Raw genomic sequence first — 2,288 nt, 5'->3', positions numbered from 1 at the left:
GTGGTGCCCGGAGGCGGAATCGAACCACCGACACGAGGATTTTCAATCCTCTGCTCTACCGACTGAGCTATCCGGGCGACGAGGTGTATTAAAAGGCTTTTCGGCTTTCAGGTCAACAATAAAATTAAAATAAAATATCGTTTGATGAATTTGTGCTCGGAGTGGGCTGTTTTTATGCATTTTTAGCAGCAATGCGCCATGCTTTAAGCGATGTTTTAACATTGATAGTGTGTTCACTTGCAAAATAAAGGCGATAAAAACAAAAAAGCACGTCTGAAAACGTGCTTTTTATTGAACAATTGACTTTAAACTAGTGCTTTACTGAGAACTTGTTTACCCAACCTTCTAGCTCATTCGCTAGTGAAGCTAAACTTTGAGTACTTGATTGGCTCTCGGTTACGACAGAGTTGAGTTGGCCTCCGCTTTCCTCGATAAGGTTTATGCGTAGCGCAATATCATCGCTAACCTGCGTCTGCTCAGCGGCAGCAGTAGCGATCTGCTGGCTCATTGTGGTGATAGATTCTAACGCCGTTACAATTTGCTGTAGAGCTTCAGAGGCATTCTTAGACTCTGTAACAGTGCTTTCACTGGTTTCTGCACATATTTCCATTGTGTGAATGGCATTGCGAGAGCCTTCTTGCAGATTGGAGATCATATACTGAATCTCTTTTGTGCTGTCTTGTGTGCGTCCTGCTAGGTTGCGTACCTCATCAGCAACGACTGCGAAGCCTCGGCCTTGTTCTCCAGCACGTGCTGCTTCAATGGCTGCATTGAGTGCCAATAGGTTTGTTTGCTCTGCAATATCACCAATCACATCGAGCACTTTTACAATATTATTTACATCCTGATCTAGATCGGCGACCGCTTTACTCGCAGTATTTAATTGAGAAGCTAAACCTTGAATGTTTTCAACCGTGTTATGAATGAGTTTCTGAGTATGTTGGCTTTGTTTGTCAGCCTCGTCCGTATTGTTTGCGGTGTCGCTTGCTGAATTGGCAACATGGTTGGCTGAAGATGCCATTTCAGTCATCGCAGTGGCAATCATCGCCGTTGATTGCTGCTGAGATACGGTAAGATCGGCAATCGTATTTGATCGAGCTTCTACGGCAGATAACTCTGCGCGCAGTGCATGCATAGACTTCTCTAGGTTTGTCACCATGGTAGCTAGTGATTGACTCATATCTTGCACGGCACGATAGATACTTCCTCTCGGTGCCACAGTATCAAAACTGGTCTGAATGTCTCCTTGAGCGACAGCTTGAACTGCTTTACGCACGTCGTTAGGCTCTCCACCAAGTAGATGAAGCATTTTGCGAATCGAAATGATCAGGCCACTTAGAATACTTCCCGCGATAATCAGACACAGCACAAGCTGCCATTGTGCTGTCGACCAAAAACGTGCGTTAACTTCATTAAAGCCAATACCTGTACCGACAACCCAGCCCCAGTGTGGTGTTTTTTCTGCTATCGAGTGTTTTTCTTCAATGCTGCCATCAGCTTGTTTTTGGCTCCAGGTATATTCAATGATCTGACCTGTTTTGTGCCCCAATACATCTAGAATGAGTTGGCCTACGCTATTACCACTGTCATCTCTAAAGTCATGGAAGCTGGTTCCGTGTAGTTGAGGGTCTAGTGGTGCGGCGATGAACATCATATTTTCATCTGCGACATAAACGTATTCGTTGTCTTTGTAGATATTGTTACGAAGTAGGCGAGTGGCTAATGCTTTCGCTTCGTCTTCCGGCATTTTGCCTTCGATAGCCATCTTTTCTACTTCGGTAAGTATGCTGTACGCACTTTTAAATAGCTCAGTAACTCGAGCTTTGTTATCAAGGTTACTTGCGACGCGAAGTGTCCATAAGCCCGTTGCGGTCAGAGCTAGGAGAGCTAGCAATATGATCGCAGATAATAAATAGGCTTGAGTTTTTAGTTTCATATTTAGCTCACAAATAAAGTGTTATCACTATGCAAGGCATAGCTAAAAGAAGAAATGTAATAACTCGGGCATCTTAGTGAAGATAAATATGCTCGGATACTAATGCGTATTGAAATTACGATGAGGATTAAATTTTTAGCGTGAAATAAGTGTTTTTGAAGAAAGGATTTAATGTTCGCTGATGTTTAGAAATGAAGTGCAGATAAATGGGAAAGTGAGAAATGACGTATAAAGCAGATACAAAAAAGCCGCATCAAGTGATGCGGCTTTAAAAGTGGCTCCTCCTGCTGGGCTCGAACCAGCGACCTGCGGATTAACAGTCCGTCGCTCTACCAACTGAGCTAAGGAGGAA

General features: G+C 43.7%; 1 protein-coding gene and 2 tRNA genes. All 3 read right to left on the bottom strand.

Going from position 1 to position 2,288, the window contains the following annotated elements; genetic code table 11:
• Window position 1: 1 nt before the first annotated feature.
• The 3 genes from R7127_RS25970 to R7127_RS25960 all read right to left on the bottom strand — a co-directional run bounded on the left by R7127_RS25970 (window position 2) and on the right by R7127_RS25960 (window position 2,287).
• A tRNA-Phe gene (locus R7127_RS25970) sits at window positions 2-77 on the bottom strand.
• A gap of 233 nt (window positions 78-310) precedes the next feature.
• Window positions 311-1,936 (bottom strand): methyl-accepting chemotaxis protein, encoded by a 1,626-nt coding sequence (locus tag R7127_RS25965; RefSeq protein ID WP_033907459.1) that lies wholly within the window; start codon window positions 1,934-1,936, stop codon window positions 311-313.
• Window positions 1,937-2,211: 275 nt separating this feature from the next.
• A tRNA-Asn gene (locus R7127_RS25960) sits at window positions 2,212-2,287 on the bottom strand.
• Between the last annotated feature and the right edge of the window lies 1 nt (window position 2,288).

Source organism: Vibrio sp. 1159, from assembly GCF_033340395.1.
Classification (GTDB): Bacteria; Pseudomonadota; Gammaproteobacteria; order Enterobacterales; family Vibrionaceae; genus Vibrio; species Vibrio alginolyticus.
This window is presented reverse-complemented; position numbering and strand designations above follow the sequence as displayed.